The organism is Aeromicrobium sp. P2_G6 (assembly GCF_056403535.1).
This window is the reverse complement of the sequence record NZ_JBFUFH010000005.1, coordinates 163,436-177,077: the sequence shown is the minus strand read 5'-3', so window position 1 is coordinate 177,077 and position 13,642 is coordinate 163,436. Positions and strand designations below refer to the sequence as shown.

The 13,642-nt window shown below is 69.4% G+C and carries 15 protein-coding genes; 7 read left to right on the top strand and 8 right to left on the bottom strand.

Annotated features, from left to right (window positions below):
- Positions 1-25 precede the first annotated feature (25 nt).
- The 4 genes from AC1DVU_RS16535 to AC1DVU_RS16520 are packed head-to-tail and all read left to right on the top strand — an operon-like array spanning position 26 to position 4,171.
- A complete protein-coding gene (locus AC1DVU_RS16535; RefSeq protein WP_476923557.1) occupies positions 26-961 on the top strand; it encodes a zinc metalloprotease in 936 nt (311 codons plus the stop codon).
- 35 nt (positions 962-996) lie between these two features.
- Entirely contained in the window at positions 997-2,130 is a 1,134-nt protein-coding gene (locus AC1DVU_RS16530) for an AI-2E family transporter (RefSeq protein WP_476923556.1), read from the top strand.
- An 8-nt stretch (positions 2,131-2,138) separates the two neighbouring features.
- A complete protein-coding gene (locus tag AC1DVU_RS16525; protein ID WP_476923555.1) occupies positions 2,139-3,500 on the top strand; it encodes an FAD-binding oxidoreductase in 1,362 nt (453 codons plus the stop codon).
- 38 nt (positions 3,501-3,538) lie between these two features.
- Positions 3,539-4,171, top strand: a complete 633-nt coding sequence (locus AC1DVU_RS16520; protein ID WP_476923554.1) for an IclR family transcriptional regulator — start codon at positions 3,539-3,541, stop codon at positions 4,169-4,171.
- A 78-nt stretch (positions 4,172-4,249) separates the two neighbouring features.
- Here AC1DVU_RS16520 and AC1DVU_RS16515 read toward each other — a convergent pair whose 3' ends face one another.
- On the bottom strand, positions 4,250-5,410 hold the full coding sequence (locus tag AC1DVU_RS16515) for a fumarylacetoacetate hydrolase family protein (protein ID WP_476923553.1): 1,161 nt from the start codon (positions 5,408-5,410) through the stop codon (positions 4,250-4,252).
- Positions 5,407-6,237 carry a hypothetical protein gene (locus AC1DVU_RS16510; RefSeq protein WP_476923552.1) on the bottom strand — a complete coding sequence of 277 codons (831 nt, stop codon included), beginning with the start codon at positions 6,235-6,237 and terminating at the stop codon, positions 5,407-5,409. Before AC1DVU_RS16510 ends, AC1DVU_RS16515 begins: the two co-directional genes overlap by 4 nt.
- 68 nt (positions 6,238-6,305) lie before the next feature.
- Between AC1DVU_RS16510 and AC1DVU_RS16505 the strand changes: the two genes are divergently transcribed.
- The 3 genes from AC1DVU_RS16505 to AC1DVU_RS16495 are packed head-to-tail and all read left to right on the top strand — an operon-like array spanning position 6,306 to position 9,381.
- Entirely contained in the window at positions 6,306-7,523 is a 1,218-nt protein-coding gene (locus AC1DVU_RS16505; protein WP_476923551.1) for a homogentisate 1,2-dioxygenase domain-containing protein, read from the top strand.
- Between the two features lie 40 nt (positions 7,524-7,563).
- Positions 7,564-8,727: an acyl-CoA dehydrogenase family protein gene (locus tag AC1DVU_RS16500; RefSeq protein WP_476923550.1), complete on the top strand. Its 1,164-nt coding sequence runs from the start codon at positions 7,564-7,566 to the stop codon at positions 8,725-8,727.
- Between the two features lie 36 nt (positions 8,728-8,763).
- Positions 8,764-9,381 (top strand): TetR/AcrR family transcriptional regulator, encoded by a 618-nt coding sequence (locus tag AC1DVU_RS16495; RefSeq protein ID WP_476923549.1) that lies wholly within the window; start codon positions 8,764-8,766, stop codon positions 9,379-9,381.
- Here the strand turns inward: AC1DVU_RS16495 and paaI are convergent.
- From paaI to paaA, 6 genes are read right to left on the bottom strand one after another with little or no spacing between them, the layout of a single operon-like run.
- Complete coding sequence (gene paaI, locus AC1DVU_RS16490) at positions 9,378-9,824, bottom strand: hydroxyphenylacetyl-CoA thioesterase PaaI (RefSeq protein ID WP_476923548.1); 447 nt, start codon at positions 9,822-9,824, stop codon at positions 9,378-9,380. The two genes, AC1DVU_RS16495 and paaI, sit on opposite strands and share 4 nt — an antisense overlap.
- Entirely contained in the window at positions 9,817-10,902 is a 1,086-nt protein-coding gene (gene paaE / locus AC1DVU_RS16485) for a 1,2-phenylacetyl-CoA epoxidase subunit PaaE (protein ID WP_476923547.1), read from the bottom strand. Before paaE ends, paaI begins: the two co-directional genes overlap by 8 nt.
- 1 nt (position 10,903) lies before the next feature.
- Positions 10,904-11,410, bottom strand: coding sequence for a 1,2-phenylacetyl-CoA epoxidase subunit PaaD (paaD, locus tag AC1DVU_RS16480; protein WP_476923546.1), 507 nt, complete (start codon positions 11,408-11,410; stop codon positions 10,904-10,906).
- A gap of 2 nt (positions 11,411-11,412) precedes the next feature.
- Positions 11,413-12,354, bottom strand: a complete 942-nt coding sequence (gene paaC, locus AC1DVU_RS16475) for a 1,2-phenylacetyl-CoA epoxidase subunit PaaC (RefSeq protein WP_476923545.1) — start codon at positions 12,352-12,354, stop codon at positions 11,413-11,415.
- Positions 12,355-12,359: 5 nt separating this feature from the next.
- Complete coding sequence (gene paaB / locus AC1DVU_RS16470) at positions 12,360-12,656, bottom strand: 1,2-phenylacetyl-CoA epoxidase subunit PaaB (RefSeq protein ID WP_476923544.1); 297 nt, start codon at positions 12,654-12,656, stop codon at positions 12,360-12,362.
- The gene (gene paaA, locus AC1DVU_RS16465) at positions 12,653-13,597 is read right to left on the bottom strand and encodes a 1,2-phenylacetyl-CoA epoxidase subunit PaaA (RefSeq protein WP_476923543.1); all 945 of its coding nucleotides are present in this window, start codon (positions 13,595-13,597) and stop codon (positions 12,653-12,655) included. Before paaA ends, paaB begins: the two co-directional genes overlap by 4 nt.
- Between the last annotated feature and the right edge of the window lie 45 nt (positions 13,598-13,642).

Below are 13,642 nucleotides of genomic sequence, written 5' to 3'. Positions count from 1 at the left end.
CCGCCCGCTGTCGAGGGGAAGATTCATGCGCAGTCGTTCGATGATTCGTTGGATGCCGGTGGCGGCCGTGGTCGCCGGAATGCTCACCGCTGCTGGAGCCACGCAGAGCGTGTCCGCGGCACCATCGCCCGGCGCGGCGGAGTGCCTCCCGAGCGCGGCCCGTGTGGCCGATGGCAGCGACGCGAACGAGCCGGAGCTGTACCCCAAGAACGAGGCGAACGCCTACGGCGTCATCAAGGACGCTCCGCGCCTGCCCGACGGCAGCGTGCACATTCCCACGGTCTTCCACGTCGTCTCGGACCACACGCTGACGAAGTCCGAGAAGACCCGTTGGACCACCATGATCAACGCGCAGATGCAGGTCCTGAACGACTCGTACTCGGGCCAGACAGCCGCCGACGCGGCCGACTCGCCGTTCCGGTTCGGGCTCACCAAGATCACCTGGACGACCAACCCGGCGTGGTACACCGTCGTTCCCGGCAAGAACGAGCGCGACATGAAGAAGGCGCTGTACGAGGGCGACTCGCGAACCCTCAACGTGTACTCGGCCAACATCGGCGCCGGGCTGCTCGGCTGGGCGTACTTCCCCAAGGGCTACAACAACGGGCGCGACTTCATCGACGGCGTCGTGATGCTCGACGAGTCGATGCCCGGCGGCACGGCCGGCAAGTACTCCGAGGGCGACACCCTCACCCACGAGGTCGGCCACTGGCTGATGCTCGAGCACACCTTCAAGAGCGGTTGCTCAGCCTCGGGTGACTACGTCGACGACACGCCCCGTGAGGCGATGCCGCAGTTCGACTGCCCCGTCGGCGCCGACACCTGCACGGCTCCTGGCGTCGATCCGATCCACAACTTCATGGACTACAGCCAGGACTCCTGCATGAACATGTTCACGCCTGGCCAGGTCGAGCGCATGAACGACGCGTGGGTCAACTTCCGTGCCGGAGGCGCCGGCTGAGGGCGGAGGGGACTTCGTACCCCTAGGCTTAGCGGGTGGCCGACAACAACCAGGTCCGCGATCGCGCGGTCGTCATCGATGAAGGTGTCGCCCACCTGCAAAGGTGGGGACTCCGGATCATCGTCATCGGTGTCGCCGCCTGGGTCGTCGGATGGGCCATCGGGCACGTCTGGATGGTCGTCTATCCCGTCGCGCTGGCGCTGATCGCCACGACGGTCCTCGGCCCGCCCGCCGCCTGGCTCCGCTCCAAGGGCTGGCCTGCCGCGCTCGCCGCCGCGGCCATCGTGCTGGGATTCATCGGCATCGTCGTCGGCATCATCGCGGTCCTCACGCCGCAGGTCGCCGGCCAGGCTAGCGAGGTCGCTTCGGGGGCGTCCGACGGCCTCCAGAAGGTCCGCGACTGGGTCACCGGCGAGCCCCTCAACCTGTCCGAGGGCCAGATCACGCGTGCCATCGAGGCTGTGCAGGACAAGCTCACGCAGAGCGCCAGCGCGATCAGCTCGGGCGTCTTCTCCACGATCGGCACCGCGACATCGGTCATCGTCAACCTGGTCCTGGTCCTGATGCTGACGTTCTTCTTCGTCAAGGACGGCCACAAGTTCCTGCCGTGGGTCCAGACGATCGGCGGCCAGCGCGCAGGTGTGCACCTGGGTGAGGTGCTGGAGCGGGTCTGGGACACGCTCGCCGGGTTCATCCGCACCCAGAGCCTCGTCGCCCTGATCGATGCCGTCATCATCGGCGGCGGGCTCGCGATCCTCGGATCGCCCCTGGCCGTGCCGCTCGCGGTCGTGACGTTCTTCAGTGCGTACATCCCGATCATCGGTGCGTTCGTCAGTGGCGCCCTGGCCGTACTGGTCACGCTGGTCACCAACGGCACCAACGACGCGCTGATCGCGCTGGGCATCGTGGTCGGGGTGCAACAGCTCGAGGGCAACGTCCTGTCGCCGTGGCTGCAGGGCAAGAACATGAACCTCCACCCCGCGGTCGTGCTCCTGTCGGTCACGGCGGGCGGCTCGCTGTTCGGCATCACCGGCGCATTCCTCGCCGTGCCAGTCGTTGCGTCGGTCGCCGAGGTCCTCCGCTACCTCAACGAGCGCATCGACGACTCGGTGTCGGTGCTGGCTCCTGAGCAGGACTCGAAGTCCGCGGAGATCCTCGCCGAGGACTGACGAGCACCGTGACCGACCTCGACACGCTCGCCGTCCAGCTGCCCGACGGTGCGCTGCTGGTCGACCCGGACCGGATGGACGGCTATCGCTGGGACCGCGCCAACGACCCGGCAGCCGGCGTCCCCCTCGCCGTCGTGCGCGCGACGTGCACCGAGGACGTGCAGGCCGCCGTACGCTTCGCCGGCCAGCACGGACTCGCAGTCGTACCGCGCGGCGCCGGGTCCGGACTGTCCGGCGGCGCGTCAGCCCTCGACGGCTGCCTCGTCATCTCTCTGGAGCGCATGCGTGCCGTCGACGTCGACCCGGCGACCCGGATCGCGGTCGTCGAGCCCGGAGCCCTCAATGCCGAGGTCAAGGCGGCCGCCGCTGAGCACGGCCTCTGGTACCCGCCGGACCCTTCGTCGTACGAGATCTGCTCGATCGGCGGCAACGTCGCGACCAACGCGGGCGGCCTCTGTTGCGTCAAGTACGGCGTGACGGCCGACTACGTTCTCGGGTTGACCGTGGTCCTCGCCGACGGCACGGCGGTGGAGCTCGGCGGTCCCCGGCTCAAGGATGCCGCCGGCCTGTCGCTGACCAAGCTGTTCGTCGGCAGCGAGGGGACGCTCGGCATCGTCACCCGCATCGTGCTGCGGCTCGTCCCGGCACAGCGCCCACCGTGCACCCTCGTCGCGACGTTCGCCTCGCTCGACGACGCGACGCGGACCGTCCTCGACATCACCCGCCGTATGCGGCCAGCCATGCTCGAGTTCATGGATCGCGCCTCGATCAACGCCGTCGAGGACATCACCAGGATGGGGCTCGACCGCACCGCCGAGGCCATCCTGGTGGTGCAGTCCGACGAGCCGGCGACCCACGGCACCGCCGAGATCGCCGAGGTCACCGCGATCTGCGAGGCCAACCACAGCACTGAGGTGTTCTCGACCGACGACGCCGAGACCGGTGAGGCGTTCGTCGTCGCCCGCCGCATGGTGATCCCCGCGATGGAGCAGAAGGGCTCGCTGCTGCTCGAGGACGTCGGCGTGCCGCTGCCCGAGCTCGGCGCGCTCGTCCGCGGCATCGAGGCGATCGCCGCCAAGCACGTCCTCACGATCGCGGTCGTCGCGCACGCCGGCGACGGCAACACGCACCCGCTGATCGTGTTCGACCCGATGGACGCTGACGAGACCGCCCGGGCCCAAGAGGCATACGGGCAGGTCATGGATCTCGCGATCGGCCTCGGCGGCACGATCACCGGCGAGCACGGCGTGGGACGACTCAAGAAGCCGTGGCTGCCGTCCTACCTCGGGCCCGACGTCATGGACCTCACCCGCCGGGTCAAGGAGGCGCTCGATCCGCAGGGCATCCTCAATCCCGGTGCGATGCTCTGACGCCTGCGACACTTTCAACGACCGACCGAGGAGGACCGATGGCCGCCGAGACCGCGCAGACGCTCGATCGCGGGTTGCGCATCCTGTCGCTCGTCGCCGGGTCGGACTCGCGGTTCACGATCAACGAGATCGCCGAGTCGCTCGGCATCAGCCGCACGGTGGCCTACCGGCTCATCGTGACGCTCGAGGAGCATGACCTGTTGCATCGCGACGACCAGGGCCGGATCGGTGCCGGGTTCGGCATGATGGCGTTCCGCAACGCGTACCTTCCTGAGCTCAAGTCGCGCGCCACCCCGGCGCTCACCCGGCTCGCCGACGCCAGCGGCGCCACGGCGCACCTGACGATCGCGGATGGTGAGGACGCGGTCGCGCTGCTCGTGGTCGAGCCGAGCCGCAGCGACATGCATGTGGCATACCGGGTGGGCGCCCGTCATCGTCTCGACAAGGGCGCGGCCGGCAAGGCGATCCTGCTGGGTCGCCGGCACGTGGACGGCGTCGCGAGCACGTCCGGTGAGCTCCAGCCCGGCGCTGCCGGGTTGGCCGCGCCGGTGCGGGGCGTCCCCGGCCTCGAGGCCTCGGTCGGCATCGTCAGCCTGCACGACATCGACGCGGCAACTGTCGAGCCCCTGGTCCTCGAGGCGGCCCGAGCCGTCGCCGAAGCCCTGGCCTGAGTCCGCTGGGAGGTCTCGATACTCCCCCTACTCGCAGAGCTCGTGGGGGGACCCCCACTCCTCGCAGAGCTCGTCGAGCTACTCGACCGGCGAAGAAGCGCGGGGGGTGATGGTGCCTTCGACTTCGCCGAGGGTGATGGTGCCGGCGGTGGCGCGCAGGGTGACGGTGTCGCCGTCCAGCAGGTACGTGCGGTTGGTGCCGTCGTCGAGGGTGAATGGCTCGTTGCCGCCCCAGGACAGCTCGAGCAATGATCCGCGTTGGTCGCGTTCGGGGCCGGAGATCGTGCCGGAGCCGTAGAGGTCGCCGGTGCGCAGGGAGGCGCCGTTGACGGTCATGTGGGCCAGCATCTGCGCGGGTGACCAGTACATCGACGCGTACGGCGGTCGCGACACCACGGTGCCGTTGATGACGACCTCGAGGTCGATCGCGTACCCGGCCGGCTCGGCGAGCCGGAGGTAGTCCAGCGGTTCGGGGTCCTGCACTGGCAGCGGCACGCGGGCGTCCTGCAGCGCGGCGAGCGGGGTGATCCACGGCGAGATCGACGTGGCGAACGACTTGCCGAGGAACGGGCCGAGCGGGACGTACTCCCAGGCCTGGATGTCGCGGGCCGACCAGTCGTTGAGCAGCGTGACACCGAAGACGTGGTCCGCGAACGCGTCCGCGCTGACCGGCGCCCCCATGGTGCTGGGTACGCCGACGACGAACCCGAGCTCGGCCTCGATGTCCAGCGCCTGCGAGGGCCCGAATCCTGGTTGGCCGTCGGGTCCTGGGCGCCGTTGGCCGTGGGGACGGGCGATCGGGGTGCCCGACGGGACGACCGTGCCGGCGCGGCCGTGATAGCCGACCGGGAGGTGGCGCCAGTTGGGCAGCAGCGGCTCGGCGTCGGGGCGGAAGATCTTGCCCACGTTGGACGCGTGGTTGAGCGAGGCGTAGAAGTCGACGTAGTCAGCCACCGCGAACGGCATCCGCGGCTCGACCTCGACCAGCGGGATGCGGCCGACCGACGAGTCGACCAGGGTCTCCTGCAACCACGAACGCACAGCTGCCCAGACGTCCGGTCCTGCTGCCAGCAGCGGACCGAGGTCCGGACCGGCAAACAGCAACGGGTCGAAGGACGGCGCCGCAGCATCCAGGGCCGCAAGGTCGACGACGTCCTCCTCGAGGCGTACGACGACCAGCTCCCGGCCCTGATGCGCGACGACGCCGTACGGCAGATGGTCCAGGCCGAAGCCGCTCATGCGATCACTCCCAGGTCGACGAGGTCCTCATACGGCTCGATGACGCTGCAGCTGCCGAAGCTGCAGAACGTACGCCTCACGGTTGCCGCTTCCTCCTCCGACCACGCCCGGACCACCTCCGCGAGCGCACGGCCGTCCCGGTCCGCGAGCACCTCGGCAGCGTCGTCCACCGTCGCGCCGGAGTGCAGCCGGTGGACGGCGACCATGATGTTGAGGAACCCGTGCTGCTCGAAGCCCGTAGCCGGCTGGGTGTTGCGGACGGCGCGATGCAGCCCGGCGGTCAGCTTGAGCCGGTGATGCAGGAGCGCGCTGAACACGGCGGCGAGCTCCTGCTCGTCGGGGTATGCAGCGGACTCCACCCCGCCCGTGCGGAACTTGGCCTGGAACCCGGCTGCGGCGATCTCGTCGGCAGCCGCGAGCCAGGCGTCGGACACGTACGCGCCGGGCCTCGGCAGCTCGACCGACACCGTCACGTCGTCGGACCCGGCGAGCGCCAGCACCAGGTCCTTGGCCGCCGACGCGGGATCACCGGACGGTAGAGGCAGCTCGAATGCGACCACCCTGACGTGCGGGAAGTCGTGGAGCGTGGCGATGGCCTGCTCCAGGCCGATCGGACCGGTCGTCCCGATGACGCCGATCTCGAGCGGTCCCTCCGCGAGGTCGACGACCTCGGCGACGTCGTTGTCGCGGACCAGCAGCGGCCCGACCATCGAGGCGTACGCGCTGGCCCGGTGGCTCGCGTGGTCGCGGATCGCGACGTCGAGCGGCGCGTTGCCGGGCGGGAAGATCGCGGCGTCATCGACCAGGCGATCGAGCAGGGTTGACACGTTCCCCACGATATCGCATGGTGTTTTTATCGGACATATCAATCCGTTATCCGGACACAGGAGACATCGTGGCCCACTATCGCAGCGTCGGGCGGATTCCGCCCAAGCGCCACACGCAGTTCCGCACCGACGCCGGCGCGCTCCACCGTGAAGAGCTCATGGGCGAGGAGGGCTTCTCGAGTGACTCCTCGCTGCTCTACCACCTCGGCGTCCCGTCGGGCATCGTCGCTTCGGAGATCTGGGATCTCCCCGACCACTCCACGACCGCCAACCACCCGCTCAAGCCGCGCCACCTGCGCCTGCCCCAGCTGTTCGCCGACACCGATCCGACGACACTCGACCTCGTGACCGGACGGCGCCTCGTGCTCGGCAACGGCGACGTCCGCATCGGGTACGCCGTCGGCAGTGCGCCATCGCCGCTCTACCGCAACGCGATCGGCGACGAGTGTGTGTTCATCGAGTCCGGTTCCGGCGTCGTCGAGACGGTCTTCGGCGCGCTGTCGTTCCGCACCGGCGACTACGTGGTCATCCCCCGCGCCACGACCCACCGCTGGCTGCCCGACGTTTCGACAAGCTCAACGGGCGGGGTGCGGGCGTACGCGATCGAGTCCAACAGCCACATCGCACCGCCCAAGCGCTACCTGTCGCGCTACGGCCAGCTGCTCGAGCACGCGCCCTACTGCGAGCGCGACCTGCACGGGCCCGAGGCACCGCTGCTCGAGGAGGGCACTGACGTCGAGGTCCTCGTCAAGCACCGCGGCTCGGGGCCGAACGGCATCGTCGGCAGCCGGATGACGTACGACACCCATCCGTTCGACGTCGTGGGCTGGGACGGCTGCCTCTACCCCTACACGTTCAATGTCTCGGACTACGAGCCCATCACCGGCCGCGTGCACCAGCCGCCACCGGTGCACCAGGTCTTCGAGGGCCAGAACTTCGTGGTCTGCAACTTCGTGCCGCGCAAGGTCGACTATCACCCGCTCGCGATCCCAGTGCCGTACTTCCACTCCAACGTCGACTCCGACGAGGTCATGTTCTACGTCGACGGCGACTACGAGGCGCGCAAGGGCTCGGGCATCGGCATCGGCTCGATCTCGCTGCACCCCGGTGGGTACGCCCATGGGCCGCAGCCCAGCGCGATCGAGGCAAGCCTCGGCGTCGAGGCGTTCGACGAGCTCGCCGTCATGGTCGACACGTTCCGCCCACTCGAGCTCGGCGAGGGCGGTCTCGCCGCCGAGGACGACTCGTACGCGTGGTCGTGGGCCGGCCGCCGGCTCGACTCGTAGCCCCTGAACGACCGACACCGCGCTCTGAGAAGGTGGATCCATGGAGACCCGTCATGACCTGCTCAACGTCGACCACCTGCTGACCGACGAGGAGCGGGCCATCCGCGACACGGCCCGCCGTTTCGCCCAGGACAAGCTCGAACCGCACGTCGCCGAGTGGGCCGAGAGCGGCGAGCTGCCGGCCCGCGACATCGCCAAGCAGATGGGTGGCGCGGGCCTGCTCGGCATGCACCTGACCGGCTACGGCTGCGCGGGCGTCGGCCCCACGGCGTACGGACTGGCCAGCATCGAGCTCGAGGCGATCGACAGCGGCCTGCGGTCGCTGTTCTCCGTGCAGGGATCGCTCGCGATGTACTCGATCCACGCCTACGGCTCCGAGGAGCAGAAGGAGCAGTGGCTCCCCGGCATGGCCGCGGGCGACTACGTCGGCGCATTCGGCCTGACCGAGCCGGACCACGGATCTAACCCCAACGGCATGCGTACGCGCGCCAAGCGCGATGGTGACGACTGGGTGCTCAACGGCTCGAAGATGTGGATCACCAACGGCAGCGTCGCCGACGTCGTCGTGGTGTGGGCCCAGACCGACGACGGCATCCGCGGGTTCGTCGTGCCGACCGATACGCCTGGCTTCTCCGGCCGGGCCATCAAGCACAAGATGTCGATGCGCGCCTCGGTCACCAGCGAGCTGACGTTCGAGGACATGCGCCTGCCGGCGGCTGCCTTGCTGCCCGGAGCCGAGGGCCTGCGCGGTCCGCTCGGCGCGCTCAACGAGGCCCGGTTCGGCATCGTCTTCGGCACGACAGGCGCGGCACGGTCGTGCCTCGAGACCGCCATCGAGTACGCCACGACCCGCACGCAGTTCGACAAGCCGATCGGCGCGTTCCAGCTGACGCAGGGCAAGCTCGCCGACATGAGCGTCGCGCACGGCACGGCGTTGCTGCTCAGCGTCCACCTCGGGCGCCTCAAGGAGGCGGGCATCCTCAAGCCCGCCCAGGTCAGCGCCGGCAAGCTCAACAACACCCGCGTCGCGCTCGACATCGCCCGCAAGGCTCGGACGATCCTCGGCGCCAACGGCATCTCGGGCGAGTACTCCGTCATGCGGCACGCCAACAACCTGGAGTCCGTGCTGACGTACGAGGGCACCGCCGAGATCCACCAGCTCACGATCGGCCGCGAGCTGACCGGCCTGTCCGCGTTCGCCTAGGGGCCTGCACGGCGTACGCCGTGAGACGCTTGAGCCATGACCGAGGCGGCGACACCCCGGCGCGGCAGGCCCGGCTACGACCAGCAGACCGTGCTGCGTCGCGCGATCGAGCTGTTCAACCGCCAGGGCTATGACGGCACCAGCATGGGCGACCTCGCCAAGGAGCTGGGGCTGACGAAGTCCGCGATCTATCACCACGTGCCGAGCAAGGAACACCTGCTGGCGGCCGCCCTCGACGAGGCCCTCGACGGGCTCTCGGCCGCGGTCGACTCCGCCGCTGCGGCGGCACCCGGCACCAGTGCGTACGAGCGACTGCGCACCGTGGTGCAGGAGTCGGTCGAGATCCTCGTCGCGCACCTGCCCGCCGTGACCCTGCTCCTGCGCGTGCACGGCAACAGCGAGATCGAGCTGGCCGCGCTCAAGCGCCGGCGGCGCATCGACGAGCGCCTGGCGGTCCTCGTGCAGGCCGCGGTCGACGAGGGCGCACTGCGCGACGACATCCCGCCGGACCTCATCAGCCGGCTGTTGTTCGGCATGGTCAACTCACTCGTCGAGTGGTACCGCCCGGGCGGTCCGGTCGACCCCGACGTCCTCGCCGCGTCGATCGCCACCCTGGCGTTCGACGGGCTCTCGCTGCACGAGCGCCAGTCCTAGGTGATCGGCCGGCCGGTCGAGTGGCTGCGGCCGCGGAACTCGGCGATCGTCGCCGGCGCCGCACCCGCGGTCCGGGTGACCGTGACGTCGTAGATGCCGGTACGTCCACGCCTAGAACGCTCGACCGCGACTGCCAGCAACCTGTCACCAGCGTGGGCCGGCTCGAGCAGCGCGATGTCGAAGCCCGATGCCACCGTCACCTCGCCGTACGAGTTGCACGCCAGCGCGAACGCGCTGTCGGCAAGCGACGCGATGAACCCGCCGTGGCACACGTCCCAGCCGTTGATCATGTCGGGACGGACGATCATCGACACCGTGGCGCGACCGGGGGCGACGTCCACGATCTCCATGCCGAGGAGCCGGCTGGCCCGGTCGGCGGCCCACATCGTGTCGGCGCTGGCCCGAGCGATCTCATCGGCAGCAATCGGCTCGACCTCAGGCATCGAAGTTGACCGTGACGGTCTCGGTGACGGGGTGGCTCTGGCAGGTCAGCACGAAGCCGGCCTCGACCTCGGTGTCCTCGAGCGCATAGTTGCGGAGCATCTCGACCTCGCCGTCGGTGACCTTGGCCCGGCAGGTGCCGCACACCCCGCCCTTGCAGGCGAACGGCAGGTCATTGCGGGTCGCTGCCGCACTGTCGAGCACGCTCTGGTCGCGTGACATCGGCGCGGTGGTCGTACGCCCGTCGAGCACGATCGTCACGTCGCTGGTGATGCCCGAGACGACCTTGTCGGCGCGGTGCAGCTCCGGCGGCGGCTCGTCGACGTAGAACAGCTCGAAGTGCACCTTGCCGGGCTCGACGCCGACCTCGGCGAGCACCGTGCGGGCGTCGGCGATCAGCCCGAAGGGCCCGCACAGCCAGACGTGGTCGAGGTCGCCGACCGGCACGAGCGCCGTCAGCAGCCGGCGCAGACGATCGGCCTCGAGCCGACCGGAGAACAGCTCGACGTCACGGGGTTCGCGGGACAGGACGTGCACGAGGTCGAAGCGCGGGCCGTAGAGGTTCTTGAGGTCCGCCAGCTCCTCGGAGAACATCACCGACTGACTCGTGCGGTTGCCGTAGAGCATCGTGACCTCGGCATCGGAGTGCCGCAGCAGCGACGACACGATCGAGATCATCGGCGTGATGCCGGAGCCCGCAGCGATGCACAGGTGGCGCCCCCCGCCCTCGGGATCGGCGCGGAAGTTGCCGGTCGGGGTCTGCACCTCGATGCGATCCCCCGGCCGTACGTCGTGCACGAGCCAGTGCGAGAACAACCCGTCGGGGATCTCTCGAACGCCGATGCGCGGTCGCTCACCGACAGCGGCGCAGATCGAGTACGTACGACGGTGGTCCTCACCCTCGATCATTCGCCGAAGCGTTAGCGACTGGCCGGCCTCGAAGGCGTACGCCTCGCGTAGCTCCTCCGGCACGTCGAACGTGATGGCGGCAGAGTCCTCGGTCAGCTGCTCCACCGAGGCGACCGTGAGGGTGTGGAACGCGGCGCGGGCCGCCGAGACCGGCGTGGCCATGACGGTCATGTCAGATCTCCTTGACGTGTTCAAAGGGCTCGAGGCAGGACGCGCAGCGGTAGAGCGCCTTGCAGGCCGTGGGCCCGAACTCCGAGGTGAGCTCGACGCCCGACGAGCCGCAGCGTGGGCAGGCGAGCGTACGGCGGGTGGGCAGCAGCGAGAGCACGACCGGGCCGTCGTGGCGTGGGGCGGGCCCGGGGGCCGAGAGGCCGTGCTCGGCGAGCGCCTGCCGTCCGCGGGCCGTGATCCAGTCGCTCGACCAGGCCGGGTGCAGGCTGACCCGCACCTCGACGTCGGCGAAGCCCTCGTCATGCAGCCGGTGCACCAGGTCGTCGCGCATCGTCGCCATGGCCGGGCAGCCGGAGTAGGTCGGCGTGATCGTCACGACGACTCGTTCACCCTCGACCTCGACGTCGCGCAGGACGCCGAGATCGTCGAGCGTCAGCATCGGCATCTCCGGATCGGTGACGGAGGCCGCGACCTCATATGCACCTCGCGCGGGAGCGATCGTGGTCACGATTACCACCGGCCCATGGGGTGCGCCCGCGCCACGACCTGCATCTCAGCGAGCAGCCGGCTGAACGCCTCGGTGTGCAGCCCGTCGCGGCCGGTCTCCCCGCGTACGCCCGCAAGAGGCGCGACCTCCGGGCGGTCGACACCACTCATCGAGAACACCTGCTCGAGCAGCACGTCGACCTCGTCGGCGACCGTTGCCGGGTCGACCCCGACGCCCGACTCGGCAGCGACGAGCTCGGCGCGGTGCGTGGTGAACAGCTCGGCGTACAGCGGCCAGGTCGCGTCGAGCCCGGCCACCAGTCGGCGGCGCGACTCCTCAGTGCCGCGGGCGAGGATGAGGAACCAGCGCCCGGCGTAGTCGCGGTGATAGGTCATCTCCTTGACGCCCTTGACCGCAACCGCCGAGAGCACGTGGTCGCGGCTGTCCGCGAGGCGCTGGAGCAGGGCGAGCCGCCAGGTCGAGAACAGCAGCAGCCGAACGATCGTCACGGCGAAGTCGCCGTTGTCGGCCTCGACGAGGCGTACGTTGAGGAACTCGCGATCGCCGCGGAAGAACGCGAGGGCATCCTCCGGCGGGACCGGCGACCCCTCAGGCAGGGACGGTACGACCGACGGATCCGCCGCAGCTGCACGCGCCAGCAACAGCCGCGCCTGACCCAGCAGGTCGAGCGCGATGTTGGCAAGCGCGATGTCCTCCTCGAGGTCGGGCGCATTGCTGCACCACTGCGAGAGCCGGTGCGACATCACGAGCGCATCGTCGGCGAGCATGAGGCAGTAGACCGCGAGCTCATGCGTGTCGACGCCGTCGGGGACCGTGGTGTCGACGCCCGCGAGCGGGTCCTCGAAGTCTGTGCCGAAGGCCCATTGGGAGTCGTCGCTGCCCAGCAGCCCGGCGTAGACGGAGTCGTCGTCGGGCAGGTGGCTCGGATCAGGAGTATGGCTCATGTCCATCACATGTGTGGAACGTTGTCGGGGATGTCGTAGAACGTGGGGTGCCGGTAGACCTTGTCGCCGCTCGGGGCGAACAGCGGATCCTTCTCGTCGGGGCTCGATGCGGTGATCGCGTCGGACCGCACGACCCAGATGCTGACGCCCTCGTTGCGGCGGGTGTAGACGTCGCGGGCATGACGTACGGCCATCTCGTCGTCGGCGGCGTGCAGCGAGCCGACGTGCACGTGGTTGAGCCCGCGCTTGCCGCGGACGAACACCTCGTACAACGGCCAGTCGCCCTGGATCTGCTCAGTCATGCTTCTCCTCTCGCGGCGAACGCCGTCGCGGCTTCGCGCACCCACGCACCGTCCTCGTGGGCGCGGCGACGATGCGCGATGCGCTGGGTGTTGCACGGCCCGTTGCCGTGGATCACGTCCTTGAACTCGTCCCAGTCCGGCGACCCGAAGTCGTACGACTGGCGCTGCTCGTTCCACTTCAGCTCGGGGTCCGGGAGCGTCACGCCGAGCGCCTCGGCCTGCGGGACGGTCATGTCGACCATGCGCTGGCGCAGGTCGTCGTTGGTGTTGCGCTTGATGCCCCACGCCATCGACTGGGCGGTGTTGGGCGAGTCCTCGTCGGGCGGGCCGAACATCATCAGCGCCGGCCACCAGAACCGGTTGACCGACTCCTGCACCATCTCGCGCTGCTCGTCGGTGCCGCGCATCATCGTCGCGAGCAGCTCATAGCCCTGGCGCTGGTGGAACGACTCCTCCTTGCAGATCCGGATCATCGAGCGGCCGTAGGGCCCGTACGAGGTGCGGCACAGCGGGACCTGGTTGCAGATCGCGGCGCCGTCGACGAGCCAGCCGATCGTGCCGACATCGGCGTACGACAGCGTCGGGTAGTTGAAGATCGAGGAGTACTTCTGCTTGCCGTTGATCAGCATCTCGGTGAGCTCGAGCCGGGAGACGCCGAGCGTCTCGCACGCCGAGTAGAGGTAGAGCCCATGGCCGGCCTCGTCCTGCACCTTGGCCAGCAGGATCGCCTTGCGGCGCAGCGAGGGTGCCCGGGTGATCCAGTTGCCCTCGGGCTGCATGCCGATGATCTCGGAGTGTGCGTGCTGGGCGACCTGCCGGATCACCGTCTTGCGGTATGCCTCGGGCATCCAGTCGCGCGGCTCGATGCGGTCGTGCCGCTCGATCGTGGCCTCGAACTCCGCCCGCAGCTTGCCCTCGTCGGCCTCGGGTGCCAACGTCATGTGCGCCTCCAGAAATCTCGCGTCAGCCATTTACTGACCGACCGG

Excerpts from the sequence above, each read along its gene's own strand:
- AC1DVU_RS16535 (WP_476923557.1), top strand. The coding sequence starts at position 26 with ATGCGCAGTCGTTCGATGATTCGTTGGATGCCGGTGGCGGCCGTGGTC.
- AC1DVU_RS16520 (WP_476923554.1), top strand. The coding sequence starts at position 3,539 with ATGGCCGCCGAGACCGCGCAGACGCTCGATCGCGGGTTGCGCATCCTG.
- AC1DVU_RS16515 (WP_476923553.1), bottom strand. The coding sequence starts at position 5,410 with ATGAGCGGCTTCGGCCTGGACCATCTGCCGTACGGCGTCGTCGCGCAT.
- AC1DVU_RS16500 (WP_476923550.1), top strand. The coding sequence starts at position 7,564 with ATGGAGACCCGTCATGACCTGCTCAACGTCGACCACCTGCTGACCGAC.
- AC1DVU_RS16495 (WP_476923549.1), top strand. The coding sequence starts at position 8,764 with ATGACCGAGGCGGCGACACCCCGGCGCGGCAGGCCCGGCTACGACCAG.
- paaI (WP_476923548.1), bottom strand. The coding sequence starts at position 9,824 with ATGCCTGAGGTCGAGCCGATTGCTGCCGATGAGATCGCTCGGGCCAGC.
- paaE (WP_476923547.1), bottom strand. The coding sequence starts at position 10,902 with ATGACCGTCATGGCCACGCCGGTCTCGGCGGCCCGCGCCGCGTTCCAC.
- paaC (WP_476923545.1), bottom strand. The coding sequence starts at position 12,354 with ATGAGCCATACTCCTGATCCGAGCCACCTGCCCGACGACGACTCCGTC.
- paaB (WP_476923544.1), bottom strand. The coding sequence starts at position 12,656 with ATGACTGAGCAGATCCAGGGCGACTGGCCGTTGTACGAGGTGTTCGTC.
- paaA (WP_476923543.1), bottom strand. The coding sequence starts at position 13,597 with ATGACGTTGGCACCCGAGGCCGACGAGGGCAAGCTGCGGGCGGAGTTC.